This is a genomic window from Citrobacter sp. C348 (genome assembly GCF_047467975.1).
Classification (GTDB): Bacteria; Pseudomonadota; Gammaproteobacteria; order Enterobacterales; family Enterobacteriaceae; genus Citrobacter; species Citrobacter gillenii.
Genome location: NZ_JASJUJ010000007.1, coordinates 271,045 through 291,908, shown reverse-complemented (window position 1 = coordinate 291,908; position 20,864 = coordinate 271,045). Strand labels below are relative to the sequence as shown.

The window sequence follows — 20,864 nt, the reverse complement described above, 5'->3', positions numbered from 1 at the left end:
TGACCCCGGTGTTATCTGCCGTGAACGTCACGTCGGCCTTTGCCACCGGATTGCCCTGCGCATCCGTCACCAGCGCCACAACGGCGTTGCCTGCCTGCCCGTCCGCCTTCGCTCCGGAGGTGACGCTCAGGTTGCTGTCGGTGATGTTGGCGGTGTCCCGGTCGGCGATAAATGCCGTCTCCTTGCTGGCGGCATTATTGCCTACCGTTGCCGTCACGATAATTTTCCCGGCCACGGTGCTGGTCAGCGTGGTGCTGGCCTTACCGTCATCGCCCGTGGTCACCACCGCAGACGCAAACGTAACCCCGGTGTTATCTGCCGTGAACGTCACGTCGGCCTTTGCCACCGGATTGCCCTACGCATCCGTCACCAGCGCCACAACGGCGTTGCCTGCCTGCCCGTCCGCCTTCGCTCCGGAGGTGACACTCAGATTGCTGTCGGTGATATTGGCGGAGTCCTGGTCGGCGATAAAGTGCGTTGTCGTGTCGGTTGAACTTCCGGATTCACGTATAGATGCGTTGACCTTATACTCTCCGGCAGTCTGAGTTCTGATAATCGCATTCACCAGACCCTCATCATTACTTGCAAACGTGTCTGCCGTAACCGTCGCTTCCGCCGTTTCGCCAACGGCGCTAATATCCACGATCACCCCCCCGGCAATATTTCCCCGGGTATCCGTCACCTTTATCGTTACCGCATTGCTGTCCATTCCGTTGGCTTTGGCACCCGCCGTAACCCTCAGATCACCTTCAGCAATATGCGCGGCTGATTTGTCTACGACAAAGTGCACCGTAGTCGACAACGCAGCTCGCGTTGCCGATCCTGAGCGAACGGCAACATTCGTTTCTCCGGCACGCTCATTGGTGATCTTCAGCGTCGTTTTACCCTTTGCATCGGTTAACAATGATGTATCGACCACACCATCATTATCTGCATCCGCTTCAACGGTAAAATTCGCCAGCGGATTACCCTGCGCATCCAGAACAACAGCTTCAATTTCGTTCGAACTTAAACCATCCGCATGAGCATGATTTTTGGTCACGTTCAGACCACTGATCATTGCAGTATTAGCATCAGCGGCAAATAATACCTGTGCTTCCCTGGTACTCCCGTCATCCGTTGTGACCGTCACAGAACCCTTTTTTGCTACCTTACTGCGTAGCATAACCGTTCCCTTTCCATCCGCATCCGTGGTAACAGAGAGTACTTTGCTGTTCGATTGCGTATCGGTATAAAGCGTGGCCGCGGAGTTGTTATTCTCATCCGTCAGGCCCGATACGCTGAAAGTCAGCTGTTGCCCAGGCACGCCTAAACCAGACTCATCGTTTACGGCGGCCGTCAGTGAAACAAACTTGCTGTTATCTGCGACAACGGGGCTCTTCGGCGTGACGACAAGTTCCCCCATCTCGTGGTGAGAGGGGCTAACACGGATAATTGTGCTGGCTGTATTCGAACGATTACCTTTATTATCAAAGCTTACCGCAGTCAGCGTGTATTCCTGCGCAGCCCCACTACGTGTCCCTTGGGTATAAGCAGGGATACGAACGTCAATTTCTCTTTCTGAACGTTTCTGCAGGGTCCCTCCCTGCTCTACGAATCCTGGCGATGACGTCCATTGCGTCTCTTTCAGCCCATATTTATCCTTGTGCAAGGTAACAGGAATACGGATCAGCTCTGAAGAGCGCGCCTCTGTAACATCCGGCAAACTGATACGCAGCACTTCCTGCTGACGATACTCAAGAACAATATTGTTGTTACGATCAACCAGATCGTATCGGCTGCCAGCCAGACTACGCATTGCCGCCACTGATGACGGATCGATCTGCTGATGCCACGGCATACCCAGTTGATAATTAAAACCGATCCCCATACGGGTATCATTTTTGCCCGACTGCCCCTGACGCTGCTCAGCGTTTAAACTCAGTAACGGGATCGGCGTGTATTCAAGGCCGGCCGTGACCGCAAACGGGTTACGTTGGCGATTATTCTTTCCGAATAGTGCAACGTCTTTGCCATAGTACTGCTCCCAGGTCAGCTTCCCCCCCAGTTGCGGGGCAAACGGTAACCAGCCTTGTGTCCGAACATCCCAGCCATTCGCCGGGCGTTCATCATAATCTCTGACATCCGGGGAATCCTTCCAGCCGGTGAGTCTGAAATAACCATTCGCACTTAATTTAACAAAGTCACGCCAATATTCCGCACCAATACCGGCGCGGGCATGTTCGCGGGAGAGGTCATAGTCGCCAAACGTATTAACGCCCAGCATATAATCAGAGATGAAGTGACGAATCCCCACCCCCAGATTCGACTGGTTGCGGTCATCCGTACGATGGAGACTTCCCTGGGTAAACACCACCCTATCCCCCCGATCGTAAAGTGGAACCAGCAGGTCAAGCTGAGAATTTTTCAGCGACAGTTTTTTGTCAGTCTCCAGCTGCACGCGGGCGGTTCCGAAGCGGTTCAGGAGCTCCTGCACCTCACTACTGGCCGCGGTGGTTGCCATGCTGTTGCCCAGGGTAACGGCCGCATCCGTATCAGGGTTGTTAGCCAAAAAGCTCCCGGCGCGGGACGCAATTCCGGCAATATTTTTCTCGCGTTCATTGTCAACTGAAGGGAGCGGGTCGTTTTCACCCCAGGCTATCTCAGGAAACGGGGTTAACGGCACATCCAGTTCATCACCCGCCTGCAATGCATTAAAACCGCGCGAAAAGGTACGTAATTGATTGAGTCTTTTCAGCGCATCCGTACTCATGTTGAATTTCGCCGCAACGGAATCCACACTTTCGCCAGGCTGGAGAATATACACCTGGGTTGGAATATCTACTGTAGAATTTGCCGATTGTGTATTAAGAAATCGCCGTTCGCTTCCCGTACCAGCAATCGCTGGCGTGAACGCAACCGTCACGGGGAATAAGAACTGGGTTATTATATTAATCCAAACAAAACGTCGAAAAAAATTTCGCATACATTAAAATACCTGTATAAAAGGAATGCACCATCCCCTCCTTGACAGAAAGGATATAATTACGTCGTTTATATAAAAGTTGGCCAGCATGGCCGTGATACCGTCAACCATTATTTACACATTATAAATTAAGCTATTTCAATTCCGATAAATTGCCTGACTTCAGTAACATGTTTTAGATTGAGTTTGCGGGCGATCACTCCCACTCGCGAATAAACCGTCTTGTTATTCGCATTAAGAAATGTTGCCACTACAGATATATTCGAATGCTGCGCAACTGCAATAGCAATCTTCTTCTCTTTTTCAGTCATCATGGAAAGTTCCTGCACCCTGGCTATATAATCTTCAATATCTGTCCAGGTCATCGAGCGGCCATTCTTGATACAACACAATATTTCACTCAAACCATCATCTCGATCAAAAGCTGTAATAGGTGCCAGAACCTTAGAATGAACGCTAATACCTTTCATCAGAAAGACATTCTGTTCAATATCCATATACTCAATAACATCCAATAACTCACCAAACGAATAAAACGAGTCGATATCAACAATGCATATTTTGTAGTTAAAATCACACTTTTTAAGCACATATCTAAATACTAATTTTATATATGTGTTTTTCGACAGAATTTTATACCTCATAACAACAATACAACTCATTAACAATGAAAGCAGATAAAAACCTTTGTCTGAAAGACTTAAAGAGACCATCAAAAACCTGAGTTGTTCTCCCGAGTGGTCTGGTGATTGTCATTGTGTTGCTCCTTATACGCACTAACTCAGGCGTGGCGAGAAGTGTGAACGTTAGAGACACGCCCTCAGCTAAAACCGTTCAGTCCTTACTCATTTACTTATACGACTAATCCTAACAACTCAATGCCGCAATAAGATACTTGTATCGAAAATTTAAGCATTTACAGACACATAAACTTAAATACAGTTAAAGTACAAACAATTTAACTACAAAAATGTGAGGGCTATCTAAATGTGCTATCATGCCAACATCAATGCTGATAAGAAAACAGCACGAGGAATGCAGGTGGTTTAAGCCATTATGTCACCATGAGGCACGGAGAGGCGGGAATGGTTTATTTGATTGATAAACGGATAAAATATCGTACTGAGGATGGCTCAATATGGCCGTTGGGCGATGAGGAATCAACTGTCATTTTGACCCTCACCATGAACCGACTCCTGGCATGTCTTCTTAATCGCCATGGACAAGTCCTGACCCGTAATGAACTGCTTGATGATGTTTGGGATGCCCATGGTCTGCGTTCATCAAATCATACACTGAATAAATACATATCCGAACTCAGAAAATGTTTTTCCCGTTTAGGTATTTCTGCCGAATGTATTACGACCGTACCCCGGGTTGGTTTTATGTTCAGCCGTAATATTGACGTCCAGATTATCGATAATGATATTCCTGAAAGCCTCTCTCAGTCTGAAACGGTATTGCAACAGGAAAACACCCTACAGATAAGCAAACAAGCAGAAGAAAGCCGTAGCGATCTGGTAGAAAAAAAACAAACACCCTATCAGCGATTCAGATACACAATATTATCGTTAATTATTGTAATAATGAGCATTATCATGTTAACAGAGAAATACTGGTATCCCGAGAACCGAACCGCAGACATAAAAGATACCCCGAGATATTTTTTATTTAACTATGAAACGTGTCCAGTCTACACCATTCAGAAAAATTCAATTTCACTTACAGAGAAGAAAAAAAGATTGTTTCTGGAGCTCGTTAGACGAGAAAATATATCATGTCTTATCGGTGCTTCTTTTACTTACCATGCTTCTGAATCTTATTTGTATGGTAAAGAAGGGCGTGTATTTATTAGTCGCTGCACCTCTAAAGATAGAAACTATATATCTTGCCTGAACTATTACTGGAGCGGTCATGAAAGTAATATATAAACAAAAATGGCTGTTCCCCTTTATGCTGTTATTGCTATTAGCATTCTCATTTTACAGATTTATATTCAATCGGTACCAGACTCCCGGTTTAGATATTAACTGTGCAACAATTATACATTACGATCATCTAGATCCCATCTTTATCTCTACTATTGAAATGAACTTTCGTCTGGGTAAGGATCACAATGGTAAAGTAATATTATCAGGAAATATCAAAACGGGTAGCAATGTACAAACCATCTCGCGAATGGCCGTGTTTGATTATGAAATAACCTCCCCAAACGAGATTTCAATCTATAATGTGGAATATATGAAGAACGCGCGCGATACCGCAAACGATGAGTTATTTAGAAATAGCTTCTTTTATGCTCAGAAAGGAACAAGTAGACAAATGCACCTGAGTCCGTCAGGTAATGCGTGGTTAATCGGAAACCTGCAGTCACCCTTTGCGTTATGTGTAAATAAAGAGGGATAACTACGCGTTCCCTCCTCCTGCGCAATCGTTTTCCTTGACGTTAAAACATGCTATTCTCTGTGGCCTCAAAAGTCGAGTGTTGTGCACCACAGGAGTTTTCAGACGCATGTCTTCCCGCAATAATCCGGCGCGAGTCGCCATCGTGATGGGGTCCAAAAGCGACTGGGCTACCATGCAGTTCGCCGCCGAAATCTTCGAAATCCTGAATGTCCCGCACCACGTTGAAGTGGTCTCTGCCCACCGCACCCCCGACAGACTGTTTAGCTTCGCCGAAAGTGCTGAAGAGAACGGCTATCAGGTGATTATTGCAGGCGCAGGCGGTGCAGCACATCTGCCCGGTATGATTGCCGCCAAAACGCTGGTACCGGTATTAGGTGTTCCGGTGCAAAGCGCAGCGCTGAGCGGCGTAGACAGCCTGTACTCCATCGTGCAGATGCCGCGCGGTATTCCGGTGGGCACGCTGGCGATTGGTAAAGCGGGCGCGGCGAATGCGGCCCTGCTGGCAGCACAAATTCTGGCGACACACGATAAAGAACTGCATCAGCGTCTGCATGACTGGCGTAAAGCCCAAACCGACGAGGTACTGGAGAACCCGGACCCGCGAGGTGCGGCATGAAGCAGGTTTGCGTACTCGGTAACGGCCAGCTAGGGCGCATGCTGCGTCAGGCCGGTGAGCCGCTGGGGATTGCGGTCTGGCCCGTCGGGCTGGATGCCGAACCCGCTGCCGTTCCCTTTCAACAAAGCGTCATCACCGCCGAGATTGAACGCTGGCCGGAAACCGCGCTCACCCGCGAACTGGCGCGTCATCCGGCGTTCGTCAACCGTGATATTTTCCCGATTATTGCCGACCGTCTGACGCAAAAGCAGCTGTTTGACAAACTGAAGCTGGCTACCGCGCCGTGGCAGCTGTTGGCAGACAATAGCGAATGGTCTGCGGTCTTCGACAAACTGGGCGAACTGGCGATCGTCAAACGTCGCGTCGGCGGCTACGACGGTCGCGGGCAGTGGCGTTTACGCGCCCACGAAACCGAACAACTGCCGGACGACTGCTACGGCGAGTGCATCGTCGAGCGGGGAATCAACTTCTCTGGTGAAGTGTCGCTGGTTGGCGCTCGTGCGCACGACGGCAGTACCGTCTTCTATCCGCTGACCCATAACCTGCATCAGGACGGCATTCTGCGTACCAGCGTTGCATTCCCGCAGGCCAATGCTAAACAGCAGGATCAGGCCGAGGCGATGCTCTCTGCCATCATGCAGGAACTGGGCTATGTTGGCGTAATGGCGATGGAGTGTTTTATCACCCCGGAAGGCTTGCTGATCAACGAACTGGCCCCGCGCGTACACAACAGCGGGCACTGGACGCAAAACGGCGCCAGCATCAGCCAGTTTGAACTGCACCTGCGCGCCATTACCGGCCTGCCGTTGCCGACGCCGGTGGTCAACAATCCTTCGGTGATGGTAAACCTGATCGGCAGCAACCTGAACTACGACTGGCTGAAGCTGCCGCTGGTGCATCTGCACTGGTATGACAAAGAGGTGCGTGAAGGCCGTAAGGTTGGTCACCTGAACCTGACCGACAGCGATACCGCTCGCCTGAGCGCCACGCTGGAAGCACTGATTCCCCTGCTACCGCCGGAATATGCCAGCGGCATTATCTGGGCACAGTCCAAACTGAAATAAGCCATTAATGCCGGGGAATGGATTTTATCCTTCCCCGGCCCCTCCTCTGGCGCGTAAAATCCCCTCCATTGCTGTTTTGTATTTTCAGGATTGAACATGAACGATGGAACGGACTATCGCGCGATTCTGCTCGCCGGTACGCCCTTAATCGATGTACGCGCCCCGGTTGAGTTTCAACAAGGTGCGATGCCGAAGGCTATCAACCTTCCCCTGATGAACGATGACGAACGTGCCGCGGTCGGGACCTGTTACAAACGTCAGGGACCGGAAGCGGCGCTGGCACTGGGACATCAGCTGGTGAGCGGTGACATTCGCCAGCAGCGGATGAATGCCTGGCAAGCCGCCTGTCGTCAGCACCCAAAAGGATACCTATGCTGCGCGCGCGGCGGTCAACGTTCACACATTGTGCAGCAGTGGCTGCGTGAATCCGGCATTGACTACCCGTTGATAAAGGGCGGTTATAAAGCCCTGCGTCAGGCCGCGATACAAATAACCGAAGAGTTGGTGCAAAAACCCATCGTCTTAATTGGCGGCTGTACCGGCAGCGGTAAAACGTTACTGGTGCAACAACAGCCAAACGGCGTAGACCTTGAAGGTCTGGCGCACCATCGCGGCTCTTCTTTTGGTCGCACGGTTGAGCCGCAACTGAGCCAGGCCAGTTTTGAAAACCTGCTGGCGGTCGAGATGCTGAAAACCGACAGCCGTCAGGACCTGCATCGCTGGGTGCTGGAAGATGAAGGCCGCATGATTGGCGCCAATCATTTGCCCGAGTGCTTGCGCGAGCGCATGACTCAGGCCACGATTGCGGTGGTCGACGATCCCTTTGAACTGCGCCTCGAACGACTGCGTGAAGAGTATTTCGTGCGCATGCACCACGATTTCACCCAAGCGTACGGGGAAACCCAGGGCTGGCAGGAATACAGCGAATACCTGCACCACGGTCTGTTCGCCATCCGCCGTCGTTTAGGGTTACAACGTTTTGCGGAACTGACCGAGCTGCTCGACGTCGCGTTGAACGAGCAACAGGCCAGCGGCAGCACCGACGGTCACATGGGCTGGCTGGTGCCGTTACTCAACGAATATTACGATCCGATGTATCGTTACCAGTTAGAGAAGAAAGCCGCGAAAATTGTCTTTCGCGGCACATGGCAGGAGGTGAATGACTGGGTTCAGACGCATTAATGCCGGTCGCGCTTATCCGCGCGTTTCGCCAGCCAGTCGCCCAGCACCTGAACAACCTGTACCAGAATAATCAGCGCCACCACGGTGACGATCATGACCTGGGTTTCGTAGCGGTAATAACCGAAGCGAATCGCCAGGTCACCAACGCCGCCGCCACCAACAATCCCGGCCATCGCGGAATAGCCGATCAGGCTGACCAGCGTTATCGTCAACCCACGCAGCAGGCCGGCACTGGCTTCCGGTAACAGCACCGTACAAATGATGCGCATCGGGCTGGCGCCAAAGGCCTCCGCCGCTTCAATAATGCCTTTATCGACCTCGCGCAGGGCGCTGTCCACCAGTCGGGCATAAAATGCAATCGCCGCTACCGACAGCGGTACCGACGCCGCAATCGGCCCGATGGTATTGCCGAGCAGAAACTGAGTTAACGGCAGCAGCAGCACCAGCAGGATCACAAACGGCACCGAACGGATGATATTCACCAGCACGGAGCTGAGCAGATACACAAAACGGTTCTGCCAGAATAAATGACGGTCGGTTACGAAGATTAAAAAACCCAGCGGCAGGCCGCCAACAATTGCCAGCACCGTTGAGATGCTCAGCATCTGGAAGGTTTCATTGAACGCCAGCGTCAAATCCGGCAATAAATCATCCACGAATCACCTCCACCTGTGCGGTACGTTGACGAATGTGCTCCACGGCGACATCGACCGCCGCAGGATTATGCGGCGCGGTCAGTTGCACCACCAATATCCCCAGCGCCCGCTCGCCAATATATTCAATTTTGCCGTGCAGGATATTCACCGCCACGCCAAATTTCACCGCCACCTCGGACAGCACCGGCTGTTCTGCCGAATCGCCAATAAACAGAATTTTTAACAGCTGCCCCGGCAAATGTTGCCGCAGGCGATCCGGTAGCGTCAGGTTGAGCGTGTGTGATACCAGCTGTTGGGTAAACGCGTGCTGCGGATGGGCAAAAACATCAAACACCTCGCCGGACTCCACCACCTTGCCGCCGGACATCACCGCCACGCGATCGCAGATAGATTTGATCACGTTCATCTCGTGGGTGATCAGGACGATCGTGATCCCCAGTTGGGCGTTGATCTGCTTGAGCAGTGCCAGAATGGTGGAGGAGGTTTCCAGATCCAGCGCGGAAGTCGGTTCATCGCAGAGCAGCACATCCGGGTGGTTGGCAATCGCACGGGCAATACCCACACGCTGCTTTTGCCCGCCGCTGAGCTGCACCGGATAACGGTTGGCCTTATCAGACAGTCCCACCAGGGCCAGGATCTCCGTCACGCGTGGGGCAATTTTACTGCCCTCCCAGCCTGCAGCCTTCAGGCTGAAGGCCACATTTTGCGCCACGGTGCGGGTATGCATCAGGTTAAAGTGCTGGAAGATCATGCCGATACGCTGACGCGCCTTGCGTAATTGACGTCCCTCAAGCGCGGAGATTTCCACGCCATTCACTTTTACGCTTCCCTCGCTCGGGCGCGTTAAGGCGTTCAGGGTACGCAGCAGGGTACTTTTTCCCGCGCCGCTGGTCCCAACAATACCGAATATCTCGCCTGCGCCGATCCGCAGGCTGACGTCATCAACCGCACGGGTTGACGGCCCACGGCCTGCGGCGAAGTCCACGCAAACCTTATCTATCTCAATCATAGCCACCTCAGAAATGCGAAAAGGGCAGTCATCGCTGCCCTGTTAACCCATTGGCGCAGCGATTACTGGGCTGCCGACATCCATTCCGGTTTCTGGAAGGCGCTGTAAATATTTTTCGGGTCGTCAATCACCGCGCGATAAGCCGGTGATTTCACCGCCTCAACAATGTCTTTGGCGAACGGTTTATCCGCATCTTCACTGCGTACCGCGATGATATTTTTCAGGTTTTCATCCAGATTCTCTTGCTTCAACGCACTTGCGAGATCCAGTTTTGCGGCAACGGCGAAGTTACCGTTGACCAACGCGCCGGTCACACCGTCGAGCGTACGCGGCAACTGCGCAGCTTCCAGCGGTTTGAAAATCAGCCCTTTCGGGTTGCTGGCGATATCACGCTCGGAAGCTTTAGTGGGATCGATATTATCTTTAATGGTGATCAAATCGATGGATTGCAGGAAGCGCAGCCCGCGAGCCAGGTTGGTAGGGTCGTTGGAAAGCGTAATCACGTCCCCTTTCTTCAGCTCATCCAGGCTTTTGATTTTATGTGAGTAGAACCCCATTCCGGCCGTCGGGACCACAATCAATTTGCTCAGCTTCAGGCCTTTGTCGGCAGTGAATTTGTCAAAGTACAGCGAGTGCTGGAACAGGTTGGCGTCAATGCTACCGTTGGAAAGCGCCATATTGGGCTGGACGTAGTCGCTGAATTCGCGCACCACCACCTTGTAGCCCTTTTCTTTCAGCGTCGGGGCAATAGCCTGTTTTACCATGTCACCATACGGACCCGGCGCGACGCCGAAAACGATAGTCTGTGGATCGCTATTGGCATGAGCAAACTGTAAGCCGCAGGCCAGTAATAATGCTCCGGTCGCGATGCGTAAATTGTGGCGCAATCCCATAATCTCTCCATTTTAACGTTGTGATGTGGTGTCTCACGCCGTTCATGCGGCGTTGTTGTTGTTGACCTGCCTAACAGGCTGATTGTTAACATGACACAGATCACAACCTGCTGTCCTTGAAATTATTTCATGATGTTGCAGAGTGTGTAATTGAAGGGGAAGGCATGAAAAAAGCCGGATGGCGCCACAAGCACCTTATCCGGCCTACAAATAACTCGATTACGCTGCTCTCGTAGGCCCGATAACACACGCGCATCGGGCATTCCGTTTGGCAGGTGTTCGATTAGAAATCGTAACGCAGACGCACCAGGTTCATGTCGCCCAGGTTATCGGTGCTGGAGGTAAAGACGTGTTCATAATCGACACGGAAGCCGTAGTCCAGCTGGAAGCTGATCCCCACGCCGTTGTCGGTGCGCAGGTAGTTACGGCCATTCACGTATTCAATACGATCACCCATAAAGTAAGGCTGAACGGATTTCAGCGCATACTGACCAACCGGGAAAGTGTAACCGGCAAAGTATTCCAGCCCCCACGCGTCACCGGCAAAATAGTCGTTAACCGACACTTTCTTGGTGGTCATGTAGTTTTGATACCAGCCGCCACCCAGGGAGAAGGTCCAGTTGTCCGGTTTCCAGCTCAGCGCAGTACCCACGATGTTCTGATCGTACGTTTTGCTGCCATTGCCGCGCATTTCCGCACGGGTGTAGTTCCACGCCGTACCCCAGGTTAAGTCGTCGGTAATGTGGTAATCGGCACCCAGCGAGCCGCCGCCTTTACGTTTGTAGCGCAGACCGTTGTTCGGGTTGTAGTCATCGCTGAAAAGATAAGAGGCATAGAGATCTACATCGCCCACGGTTTTCTTATACTTCAGTGATTTACGCGTACGATATGAACCATCGTAGTCGCCATTAATCCCGTTACCTGGTGCCTGACCGATCATATCGTAGTCCCAGATATCTGTTTTCGCACCGACCACATCATAGTAAATGCTGTTCTGTTGACCAAAGGTCAGCGTACCCCAGGTCGCACTCTTCAGCCCGGTGTACAGCATACGACGCGTGGTGTCGTTGGCGCCGTCGGCATGGTGATTATCCCAGTCGAACATCGCCGGGAAGTTAACACCCAGCTCGTAGTAGCTCACCCAACTGATGTCATCAAACAGATAGTAATCTGCGGCGAAGCGAAAACGGGTACCGCCGTCAAAACCGTTACGCTTGTAGCCATTCTTGCCATCGTCGCCCGCCATGTTCTGGAACTGGGGACGGATACTGCCACCGACGGTGAAGTTAAGACGGCTCAGCGGATTACCCGCCTGCGGATCTTGTTTCAGGACGGTGATTTCCGCCTGGGCGGCGAACGTCGTTAATGCCACTACTGCGCCGATCGATACCGCCAGCGCTGTTTTTTTTATAGTCATGGATTGTTTTACCTTGATAGATAGCCTGCCAATTATTCAGCACGCAAATATTAACGTTTATTAATACTCGCGTGTTGGCGGTTTTTTATTGTTCTGTGCGGTTAAATATCAAGGAGTTATCAATTTGTGCGGGATAAACAAAAAATACGCACCGGTGTAAAAACCGGTGCGTAATCATCACTAAAATGAATTAATTGTTAAACTGACGAAACAGGGCTTTGCCTTTTAGCAGACGTGCGCCGAGCCACCCACCGCATAATGAGAGCAGCAGCGCCCCGCAAACCGGTAAGATGACCCACAGCCGCCAGTCAGGCTCCCACGGGAAATCAAACACGCGGGTTTGCAGAACCGCCAGCGCGGTTTCAGCGCCTATGGCCGCCACCAGCCCGGAGACCATCCCCAGCATGGCGAACTCACACCATAACGTGGTACGCAGCAATTTCTTGCCCGCCCCCAGCGTCCGCCAGACCACCAGCTCCTGATGACGCTGGCGCATGCCGACCTGCACCTGCGCCAGCAGCAGCAACATACCGCAGGCGGTGACCAGCACCACCATCACCTCCAGCGCCCGGCTGACCTGTTCAAGCACCTGGCCAACCTGTTTGAGGATCGCGCCGATATCCAGCAGGCTGATGGTCGGAAACTCGCGGTTAAGCTGCGTTAGCATACCGTTGCCATTTTCCCAACGGAAGCTGGTCAGCCAACTTTGCGGCTGCCCGTCCAACGCGCCCTGCGGGAAGATAAAGAAGAAGTTAGGCCGCAGGCTTTCCCAGTCCACCTTACGCAGGCTACTGACCGTGGCGCTGAAATCCTGGGTGTCACCCATAAAGGTCACGCGATCGCCAAGTTTGACGTTCAATCGCTCCGCCAGCCCTTCTTCCATCGACACTTCACCTGCTTTTGGCGGCCAGCTTCCGGCGGTTATCGGGTTATGATCCGGACGGGTATCCTGCCAGGTCAGGTTCAGTTCGCGGTTCAGCGATTCATCCTGATTACCCTCGGTTGCCTTATCATTGATGGCGGTCAGACGCGCCCGCACAATCGGGTAGAACGACTCAGGGATCACCTGATGCTCGGACAGGAACGCCTTCAGCGGCCCCACCTGTTCAGTGGCAATATTGATGAGGAAGTAGTTCGGGCTTTCCGGCGGCATTTGCTGCTGCCAGCGGTCGAGCAGATCGCCCCGTAACACCAGCAACAGCGCCAGTAGCATAAAAGAGAGCGAAAAGGCCGACAGCTGACTCAGCGTTGACCACGGCTGGCGCAGTAAGCGACTGACCGCCAGACGCAGCGGCAGCGAGGTGAGCGTCAGGCCGCGCAGCAGGTTGAGCAGCATCCAGCCCAGCACGCCGCACAACAGCGCCAGCACCACCGCACCGGCCAGCACCGCCCACAGTAGCATGCTTCCGCCCATCAGCCCGGCCAGCAGCGCAACCACCACGATCGTCGCCACGGGCAAATAGATCTTCAGCGGCCAGACGTTGGCCACCACGTCGCGGCGCAGCACCCGCAGCGGCTGCGTGGCCAGCAGCAGACGATAGGGACGCAGCCCGACCAGCAGTGAAATGACGGTCATGGTGCCGAACGCCCACAGCCACGGCCACAGGCTGGCAGGCGGCAATTCACCCGGTAAAACGGGCCTGAGCAGCAGCACCAGTATGCGTTCAAACAGTAGACCACACGCCCCGCCGGTGATACCGGACAACGCCAACACCATCAACCACTGGCCGACAATCAGCTTGCGTAGCTGCGCCCTGCCCGCGCCGAGCGTTTTTAGTATCGCCACCAGATCGTAGCGGCTGCGGCAGTAATGATTCATCGCCACGGCAACGGCGGCCACCGCCAGCAGCAACGTTAACAGTGCCGACAGCAGCAGGAACTGTTGCGAGCGTTCGAGAGATTTCCCCAACGCGCCTTCATCTTGTTCCAGCCCGTACCAACGCTGCTCCGGTTTTAACTGCGGCAACAGCCACTTTTCATAATCTTCCAACTGCTGCGGCGTGCCGCCAAATTTATAACGCCAGGTAACACGGCTTCCAGGCTGGACGGCCCCCGTTTTTTCGACATCGGCAAGATTCATCATCAGACGCGGCGCGATCTGGAACGGGTTAAACCCGGAATCCGGCTCCTGTACCACCTCGCCAGCAATACGCAGCGTGGCGTCCCCGACATCAATGGCATCACCGATTTTCAAATTGAGCAGCGCCATCAGGCGCGGGGCCAGCAGCACCGAACCGGGCTGCGGTTTCAGCCCCGGCGGATTAGTTTGCAGCGCGCCATACAGGGGGTACACGTCATCCACCGCTTTGACGTTCGCCAGTTGCGGAGTATCGGCGGCAAAGGTCATGGTGGCGAAGGTCAGCTGTTCGCCCACCTTCAGGCCGCGCTGTCGCGCCTCGTCAATCCAGGCTTTCGGCACGTCCCGCGAGCTTTGCAGCGCCCGGTCGCCCGCCATAAATTCGCGGCTTTGCTGACTCAGCCCTTTTTCCATGCGGTCGCTGATATTCCCCAGCGCCAGCACGCAGGCCACCGCCAGGCTGAGCGCCAGCCAGACAATTAATAATGAGGGCGAGCGCCATTCGCGCCAGAACCAGCGTGCAATCATGCCTCCTCCTGTAGCAGCCCGTTGACCAGACGTAAACGCCGGTCGCAGCGCGCCGCCAGCTGCGGGTCATGCGTGACCAGAATCAGGGTGGTGCCGTGTTCACGGTTGAGAGAGAACAGCAGATCGGCAATTTTGTCTCCGGTTTGCCGATCGAGGTTGCCCGTCGGCTCGTCGGCAAACAGCACGTCCGGGCGTCCATTAAACGCCCGCGCCAGCGCCACGCGCTGCTGCTCCCCACCGGACAGCTGGGCCGGAAGATGATCGAGGCGTTTACCTAACCCCAACTGTTCCAGCAAGGCTTTGGCCCCTGCCTGACTGCTGCCACTGTTTTCCCCGCGCAATAACGCGGGTAGTTCGACGTTCTCGAGTGCGTTGAGGGTCGGAATGAGCATGAAGGACTGAAAGACAAAGCCGACATGCTGCGCGCGCAGCTGCGCCCGGGCTTCTTCATCCATGGTATGCAGCGGCTGCCCGACCAGGCTGACTTCGCCGCTTGTGCCATCGTCCAGCCCGGCGAGGATCGCCAGCAGCGTGGATTTCCCCGATCCCGACTCACCAATCAGCGCAATAGTCTCGGCGCGTTTGACAACCAGTTCAACTCCGGTAAGGATGGATAGCTCCTGATCCCCCTGACCGACGGATTTCTTAAGATGATGAACTTCAACAATGTTTTCCGCTGGCATTTGCCCTTCCTGTTCCTGGTTCTGTTAACTTTCCGCGCCGCCGCGGCGGACACGTTATTAATTCTGGGTGACAGCCTGAGTGCCGGATACCGAATGTCGGCCAGCGCAGCGTGGCCAGCGCTGCTGCATGATAAATGGCAAAATAAAACATCGGTGGTGAATGCCAGCATTAGTGGCGACACCTCACAGCAGGGCCTGGCGCGTCTGCCCGCATTACTGCAACAACACCAGCCACGCTGGGTGCTGGTCGAACTGGGCGGCAATGACGGCCTGCGCGGGTTTTCACCTGCGCAAACTGAACAAACCTTGCGTAAAATTTTACACGACGTTAAAGCGGCAAAGGCCGAACCGCTGCTGATGCAAATTCGTCTGCCAGCCAACTACGGTCGCCGTTATAATGAAACCTTTAGCGCAATTTATCCAAAGCTCGCCAGCGAGTTTGATATTCCTCTGCTGCCCTTTTTTATGGAAGAGGTCTATCTGAAACCCCAATGGATGCAGGATGATGGTATCCACCCTAATCGTGACGCCCAGCCGTTTATCGCTGACTGGATGGCGAAACAGTTGACCCCTTTAGTAAATCACGACTCGTAAAACAACGGAGATCCTGACAGGTAAAGTTATGCAAAAATCGGTCTTAATAACAGGATGTTCCAGTGGAATCGGCCTGGAAAGCGCGCTTGAGCTAAAGCGCCAGGGTTTTCAAATTCTGGCAGGCTGCCGCAAACCCGACGATGTCGCACGCATGAACGGTATGGGATTCACCGGCATCTTGCTGGATCTGGACTCTACAGAAAGCGTGGATCGCGCAGCCGATGAGGTGATCGCCCTGACCGATAATCGTTTGTATGGGATCTTTAATAACGCCGGATTCGGCGTGTATGGCCCGCTGCCGACCATCAGCCGTGAGCAGATGGAACAGCAGTTTTCCGCCAACTTCTTTGGCGCACATCAGCTGACCATGCGCCTGCTGCCCGCCATGTTGCCCCACGGTGAAGGGCGTATTGTGATGACGTCATCAGTGATGGGCCTGATCTCCACGCCGGGACGTGGGGCCTACGCCGCCAGTAAATATGCGCTGGAAGCCTGGTCCGATGCGCTGCGTATGGAGTTACGTCACAGCGGTATCAAAGTCAGCTTGATTGAACCCGGCCCTATCCGCACCCGTTTCACCGAAAACGTTAACCAGACCCAGAGCGATTCCCCGGTTGAAAACCCCGGTATTGCTGCACGTTTCACATTAGGGCCTGAGGCCGTGGTCGCCAAAGTGCGCCATGCTTTTGAGAGCGATAAACCGAAACTGCGCTACCCCGTGACCCTGGTGACCTGGGCAGTCATGCTGTTGAAGCGCCTGTTGCCAGGTCGCGTAATGGACAAAATTTTACAGGGCTGAGTTGAAGCCAGCGCGTCTGCCCCCATGTAAAAACAAATCGACGAATAGAGAGTGACTCCATGTCCGTACAAAATATTGTCATTATTAACGAATCTAACCTGCAGCAGACCCTTGAACTGTCGATGACCACGCCGGTCCTGTTCTATTTTTGGTCTGAACGCAGCCAGCACTGTCAGCAATTGACGCCGGTGCTGGAAAGCCTGGTCGCGCAGTACAACGGTCAGTTTATTCTCGCCAAGCTGGACTGCGACGCCGAGCAGATGATCGCCTCGCAGTTTGGCCTGCGTGCCATCCCAACGGTGTATCTGTTCCAGAACGGTCAGCCGGTGGACGGTTTCCAGGGTCCGCAGCCGGAAGAGGTGATCCGTGCGCTGCTCGAGAAAGTCCTGCCAAGTGAAGAAGAGCTGAAAGCACGCCAGGCCATCGAATTCATTGAAGCTGGCAACCACGCTGACGCACTGCCGCTGCTGAAAGAAGCCTGGCAGATGTCCAACCAGAGCAGCGAAATTGGCCTGCTGCTGGCAGAAACGCAAATCGCCCTGAACCGCTCCGACGATGCCGAAGCAGTGCTGAAAACCATTCCGTTACAGGATCAGGACACCCGCTATCAGGGTCTGGTCGCCCAAATTGAACTGCTGAAGCAGGCAGCGGACACGCCGGAAATCCAACTGTTGCAGCAGCAGGTAGCAGACAACCCGCAGGATGCCGCACTGGCCACCCAACTGGCGATCCAACTGCATCAGGTCGGACGTAACGAAGAAGCGCTGGAGCTGCTGTTCAGCCACCTGAGAAAAGATCTTGCTGCCGCTGACGGCCAGGCGCGTAAGACCTTCCAGGAGATCCTCGCCGCATTGGGCACCGGCGATGCGCTGGCGTCGAAGTATCGTCGTCAGCTGTACGCGTTGTTGTACTAATCCGCGTGATGTTGCCCGATGGCGCTTGCGCTTATCGGGCCTACAAATTCTACAAATACCGATCCCGTAGGCCGGATAAGGCGGTAGCCGCCATCCGGCTTCACATTACGTCTTCTTCAGATGCGTTACGACTAATTGGTGACGCGAATTATAGAACTTCCGATAGGTTAAATAGCAGGCGATAATGGTCGACAGGCTGGCGGTAGAAAGCAGCATGAAGGTCACCATAATCTGATATTTGATCGCTTTTACCGGATCGATACCGGCAAAGATTAACCCCGACATCATCCCCGGCAAGCTCACCAGACCGACGGTTTTCGCGGAATCAATGGTTGGGATCAACGACGCACGAATACTGTCGCGAATTAACGGCGCGGAGGCAATCTTCGGCGTGGCGCCGAGACTCAACTTTTCCTGAATTTGCTGCTGTTCGCTGTTAAATCGCTGGCCCAGATTGTTATAACACAGCCCGACCGCCACCATCGCGTTGCCCGCAATCATGCCGGAAATCGGGATCACCTGCATCGGCGTGAACGCAATGGAGCCTGACAGCACCAGTACCGCCAGCGTCAGTCCGGCCCCTGCCGTTATTGCAATAAACGACGAGATAAAGGCGTTGCCGATATATTTACTGCGTTTTTGCGCGTTATAGGCGGCGTTAAGACAGATAAACAGCACCATCAATAAGGTCAGAATACTGTGATTCACGCCAAAGATATATTTCAGCACGTAGCCGACGATAATAAGCTGGATAACCGCCCGACATACGCTCCAGAGAATATCTTTTTCCAGCGCCAGTTTTTCTTTATGGCTAATCAGAATAGCCACCACCACCAGCATCATCGCTAATGCCAGCGACTCATTGGTAATATTATGCTCGTTCATTGCGTGTTTCCTGCATTTCTCCGGCATGCGGTTGAAGGGTTATGACATTATCCGCATGATTAATTTCATCTTTGTCGTGCGTCACCCACAACACCGCCATATTTTTCTCGCGAACGTAGCGATGTATAAGCTCATTTACATTCCGCTTATTGGTTTCATCCAGCGCGCTGGTGATTTCATCGAGCAGCAGAATTTTGGGCAAAAACTGCAAATTACGAATGAGCGAGACGCGTTGCTTTTCACCGCCGGACAGTTCATTGATGCCTTTTTTGAGGATTGTCTCGGGCAGCTCAAAGCGCGCCAGATCGTCGAGAAATGCCTCTTCTTGTGGGTGTTTATGCCGAATTTGCCACGGAAAAATGAGATTGTCGTAAACGGTGTCGCCAAACAATGCAGGGGTTTGCGCACAATACGAGACCTGCTGTCGATACGCTTCGGGTTTGAGCGTGGATATCTCCTTTCCCTCAAAGAGGATCTCACCGTTGCTTGGGCTAATTAACGAGGCCACAATCTTCAGCAATGTGCTTTTACCGCAGCCGGATGGGCCTGTGATAAGCTTAAATTCCCCGGCGTGGAGATTAAAACAGATATTATTGAGAATCTTCGTGTTACCCGCCTGCCAGCCGACATCGTTGAGCTGGAGCAAAATACTGCTTTCTTCCATTATCATTCCCTTTTCACCGCTTTCGTGCAGACAGTCTATCCCTGTAATTTATTATTGGGGAGCCACCTTGATAAATCGGGTATAATTTGACTTATCAGGCAGTAAAGGACAGCGTAACAGGAGGTTTTATCGATGCTCATTTTCATCCCCATTCTCATTTTTGTCGCACTGGTGATTGTCGGTGCGGGCGTCAAAATCGTCCCTCAGGGATACCAGTGGACGGTGGAACGCTTTGGTCGTTACACCAAAACCCTGCAGCCAGGCTTAAGCCTCGTGGTACCGTTCATGGACCGGATTGGTCGTAAGATCAATATGATGGAGCAGGTTCTCGATATTCCGTCGCAGGAAGTTATCTCCAAAGATAACGCCAACGTGTCCATCGATGCAGTGTGCTTTATTCAGGTGATTGATGCGCCAAAAGCGGCGTATGAAGTCAGCAATCTGGAACTGGCGATCATCAACCTGACGATGACCAACATCCGTACCGTGCTCGGCTCGATGGAGTTGGACGAGATGCTTTCCCAGCGCGACAACATCAATACGCGTTTGCTGCATATCGTTGATGAGGCAACCAACCCGTGGGGCATCAAAATTACCCGTATTGAAATCCGCGATGTGCGCCCACCGGCCGAGCTTATCGACGCCATGAACGCCCAGATGAAAGCCGAACGAACCAAGCGCGCCTATATTCTTGAGGCCGAAGGGATCCGCCAGGCCGAGATCGTCAAGGCCGAAGGTGAGAAGCAGTCGAAAATCCTGAAAGCGGAAGGTGAACGCCAGTCCGCGTTCTTGCAGGCCGAAGCGCGCGAACGTTCCGCCGAAGCTGAAGCCCGTGCAACGCAGATGGTGTCTGAGGCCATTGCCGCCGGGGATATTCAAGCCGTGAACTACTTCGTGGCACAGAAATACACCGAAGCGCTGCAACAAATCGGTTCGTCCAATAACAGCAAAGTGGTGATGATGCCGCTGGATGCCAGCAGCCTGATGGGCTCCATTGCCGGTATTAGCGAACTGATTAAGGACAGCGCCAGCGAGCGGAACAAATCATGATTGCGATGATTCTGGTTCATCCACACCTCTTCTGGCTCAGCCTCGGCGGTCTGTTACTGGCCGCTGAGATGTTGGGCGGCAACGGCTATCTGCTGTGGAGCGGTGTGGCGGCAGTCATCACCGGTCTGGTCGTCTGGCTATTGCCGCTCGACTGGGCGTGGCAGGGCGCGATGTTCGCCGTCTTAACGCTGCTGGCAGCCTGGCTGTGGTGGAAGTGGTTGGCAAAGCGTGTGCAGGAACAAAAACCGGCAGACAGCCATCTCAACCAGCGCGGACAGCAACTGGTCGGCCGCCGGTTTGTGCTGGAAACGGCGCTGGTGAACGGGCGCGGACATATGCGCGTGGGCGACAGCTCCTGGCCGGTCAGCGCGCGTGACGATTTGAGTGCAGGAACACAGGTTGAGGTGATTGCCGTTGAAGGCATTACCCTGATTATCAGAGCCTTATAACCCACATAATGAC

The 20,864-nt window shown here is 53.4% G+C and carries 21 protein-coding genes; 10 read left to right on the top strand and 11 right to left on the bottom strand.

Translation table 11 applies throughout. The annotated features are described in order from the left end of the window. The 3 genes from QNN86_RS15325 to QNN86_RS15315 all read right to left on the bottom strand — a co-directional run. Positions 1–346: Ig-like domain-containing protein (locus tag QNN86_RS15325; RefSeq protein WP_414211554.1), on the bottom strand; the 346-nt coding region annotated here is incomplete at its 3' end. A 9-nt stretch (positions 347–355) separates the two neighbouring features. Continuing rightward, a complete protein-coding gene (locus tag QNN86_RS15320; RefSeq protein WP_414211552.1) occupies positions 356–2,779 on the bottom strand; it encodes an inverse autotransporter beta domain-containing protein in 2,424 nt (807 codons plus the stop codon). Between the two features lie 314 nt (positions 2,780–3,093). Beyond that, complete coding sequence (locus tag QNN86_RS15315; RefSeq protein WP_414211549.1) at positions 3,094–3,462, bottom strand: hypothetical protein; 369 nt, start codon at positions 3,460–3,462, stop codon at positions 3,094–3,096. Between the two features lie 588 nt (positions 3,463–4,050). Here QNN86_RS15315 and QNN86_RS15310 point away from each other — a divergent pair. The 5 genes from QNN86_RS15310 (at position 4,051) to mnmH (ending at position 8,233) form a co-directional block, all read left to right on the top strand. After that, positions 4,051–4,896 (top strand): winged helix-turn-helix domain-containing protein, encoded by an 846-nt coding sequence (locus tag QNN86_RS15310; protein ID WP_414211546.1) that lies wholly within the window; start codon positions 4,051–4,053, stop codon positions 4,894–4,896. After that, the gene (locus QNN86_RS15305; RefSeq protein ID WP_135912434.1) at positions 4,880–5,371 is read left to right on the top strand and encodes a hypothetical protein; all 492 of its coding nucleotides are present in this window, start codon (positions 4,880–4,882) and stop codon (positions 5,369–5,371) included. Before QNN86_RS15310 ends, QNN86_RS15305 begins: the two co-directional genes overlap by 17 nt. Positions 5,372–5,477: 106 nt before the next feature. Beyond that, positions 5,478–5,987 carry a 5-(carboxyamino)imidazole ribonucleotide mutase gene (gene purE, locus QNN86_RS15300; RefSeq protein ID WP_096758002.1) on the top strand — a complete coding sequence of 170 codons (510 nt, stop codon included), beginning with the start codon at positions 5,478–5,480 and terminating at the stop codon, positions 5,985–5,987. Further along, entirely contained in the window at positions 5,984–7,051 is a 1,068-nt protein-coding gene (purK, locus tag QNN86_RS15295; RefSeq protein ID WP_182270283.1) for a 5-(carboxyamino)imidazole ribonucleotide synthase, read from the top strand. The genes purE and purK overlap by 4 nt, the downstream gene beginning before the upstream one ends. Before the next feature lie 96 nt (positions 7,052–7,147). Further along, positions 7,148–8,233, top strand: a complete 1,086-nt coding sequence (mnmH, locus tag QNN86_RS15290; protein ID WP_414211543.1) for a tRNA 2-selenouridine(34) synthase MnmH — start codon at positions 7,148–7,150, stop codon at positions 8,231–8,233. Here the strand turns inward: mnmH and QNN86_RS15285 are convergent. The 6 genes from QNN86_RS15285 to ybbA all read right to left on the bottom strand — a co-directional run bounded on the left by QNN86_RS15285 (position 8,230) and on the right by ybbA (position 15,496). Continuing rightward, complete coding sequence (locus QNN86_RS15285; protein ID WP_005125237.1) at positions 8,230–8,889, bottom strand: methionine ABC transporter permease; 660 nt, start codon at positions 8,887–8,889, stop codon at positions 8,230–8,232. The genes mnmH and QNN86_RS15285 overlap by 4 nt on opposite strands. Further along, positions 8,882–9,898: a virulence-associated ABC transporter ATP-binding protein SfbB gene (gene sfbB, locus QNN86_RS15280; protein WP_414211541.1), complete on the bottom strand. Its 1,017-nt coding sequence runs from the start codon at positions 9,896–9,898 to the stop codon at positions 8,882–8,884. The genes QNN86_RS15285 and sfbB overlap by 8 nt, the downstream gene beginning before the upstream one ends. A gap of 62 nt (positions 9,899–9,960) precedes the next feature. Further along, positions 9,961–10,791, bottom strand: a complete 831-nt coding sequence (locus QNN86_RS15275; RefSeq protein ID WP_117342153.1) for a MetQ/NlpA family ABC transporter substrate-binding protein — start codon at positions 10,789–10,791, stop codon at positions 9,961–9,963. A 283-nt stretch (positions 10,792–11,074) separates the two neighbouring features. After that, positions 11,075–12,208: a porin gene (locus tag QNN86_RS15270; RefSeq protein ID WP_414211538.1), complete on the bottom strand. Its 1,134-nt coding sequence runs from the start codon at positions 12,206–12,208 to the stop codon at positions 11,075–11,077. Positions 12,209–12,398: 190 nt separating this feature from the next. After that, entirely contained in the window at positions 12,399–14,813 is a 2,415-nt protein-coding gene (ybbP, locus tag QNN86_RS15265; protein ID WP_182270286.1) for a putative ABC transporter permease subunit YbbP, read from the bottom strand. Beyond that, complete coding sequence (gene ybbA / locus QNN86_RS15260) at positions 14,810–15,496, bottom strand: putative ABC transporter ATP-binding protein YbbA (RefSeq protein ID WP_181618831.1); 687 nt, start codon at positions 15,494–15,496, stop codon at positions 14,810–14,812. Before ybbA ends, ybbP begins: the two co-directional genes overlap by 4 nt. Here ybbA and tesA point away from each other — a divergent pair. Genes tesA through QNN86_RS15245 form a run of 3 tightly spaced genes read left to right on the top strand, consistent with a single transcriptional unit; the run spans position 15,464 to position 17,803 of the window. Continuing rightward, positions 15,464–16,090 carry a multifunctional acyl-CoA thioesterase I/protease I/lysophospholipase L1 gene (gene tesA / locus QNN86_RS15255; RefSeq protein WP_220132988.1) on the top strand — a complete coding sequence of 209 codons (627 nt, stop codon included), beginning with the start codon at positions 15,464–15,466 and terminating at the stop codon, positions 16,088–16,090. The genes ybbA and tesA overlap by 33 nt on opposite strands. 28 nt (positions 16,091–16,118) lie before the next feature. Then, entirely contained in the window at positions 16,119–16,889 is a 771-nt protein-coding gene (locus tag QNN86_RS15250) for an SDR family oxidoreductase (RefSeq protein WP_096758010.1), read from the top strand. Between the two features lie 59 nt (positions 16,890–16,948). Continuing rightward, positions 16,949–17,803 carry a co-chaperone YbbN gene (locus tag QNN86_RS15245; RefSeq protein WP_414211535.1) on the top strand — a complete coding sequence of 285 codons (855 nt, stop codon included), beginning with the start codon at positions 16,949–16,951 and terminating at the stop codon, positions 17,801–17,803. A gap of 105 nt (positions 17,804–17,908) precedes the next feature. Here QNN86_RS15245 and fetB read toward each other — a convergent pair whose 3' ends face one another. Together fetB and fetA are read right to left on the bottom strand one after the other, a co-directional pair. Beyond that, entirely contained in the window at positions 17,909–18,688 is a 780-nt protein-coding gene (gene fetB / locus QNN86_RS15240; protein WP_117342149.1) for an iron efflux ABC transporter permease subunit FetB, read from the bottom strand. Next, complete coding sequence (fetA, locus tag QNN86_RS15235; RefSeq protein ID WP_137362753.1) at positions 18,675–19,352, bottom strand: iron efflux ABC transporter ATP-binding subunit FetA; 678 nt, start codon at positions 19,350–19,352, stop codon at positions 18,675–18,677. Before fetA ends, fetB begins: the two co-directional genes overlap by 14 nt. Positions 19,353–19,484: 132 nt before the next feature. On the opposite strand from fetA, the gene QNN86_RS15230 reads away from it, so the two are divergent. Together QNN86_RS15230 and QNN86_RS15225 are read left to right on the top strand one after the other, a co-directional pair. After that, positions 19,485–20,402, top strand: a complete 918-nt coding sequence (locus QNN86_RS15230) for an SPFH domain-containing protein (protein WP_096758014.1) — start codon at positions 19,485–19,487, stop codon at positions 20,400–20,402. Then, positions 20,399–20,851 (top strand): NfeD family protein, encoded by a 453-nt coding sequence (locus QNN86_RS15225; protein WP_117342146.1) that lies wholly within the window; start codon positions 20,399–20,401, stop codon positions 20,849–20,851. Before QNN86_RS15230 ends, QNN86_RS15225 begins: the two co-directional genes overlap by 4 nt. The last annotated feature ends 13 nt before the right edge of the window (positions 20,852–20,864 follow it).